This window comes from Shewanella electrica (genome assembly GCF_022321485.1).
Classification (GTDB): Bacteria; Pseudomonadota; Gammaproteobacteria; order Enterobacterales; family Shewanellaceae; genus Shewanella; species Shewanella electrica.
The window spans coordinates 1-266 of the sequence record NZ_JAKOGG010000349.1 but is presented as its reverse complement, the minus strand read 5'-3'; the positions used below and the strand labels follow the sequence as shown (position 1 = coordinate 266).

1 protein-coding gene is annotated in these 266 nt (G+C 50.0%); it reads left to right on the top strand.

What is annotated here, in order from left to right; translation table 11 throughout:
• The coding region (locus L9G74_RS24250; RefSeq protein WP_238898669.1) for a thioredoxin domain-containing protein at positions 1–266 on the top strand (266 nt) is incomplete at both ends.

Genomic DNA, 266 nt, shown 5'->3' with positions numbered 1-266 from the left:
CTGCGATCTGCTTCGTGTTGTAGCTAGCTCCTCGAAAATGCTGGCACGCCTCGCCGCGAGTCGCTTCAACGAGATCCGTCAGATTTTCCGTCAGCCTTCTAGGGCTTTCTCGACCGCTCTGAACTACCACCTTGACACACCGGACAACAACCCTAAACTTCCATGGGAATTCACCGAGGCCAATCAAGCAAAGGTTAAGGAGATTTTGTCTCACTATCCATCCAACTATAAGCAATCTGCTACAATTCCTCTTTTGGATCTTGCCC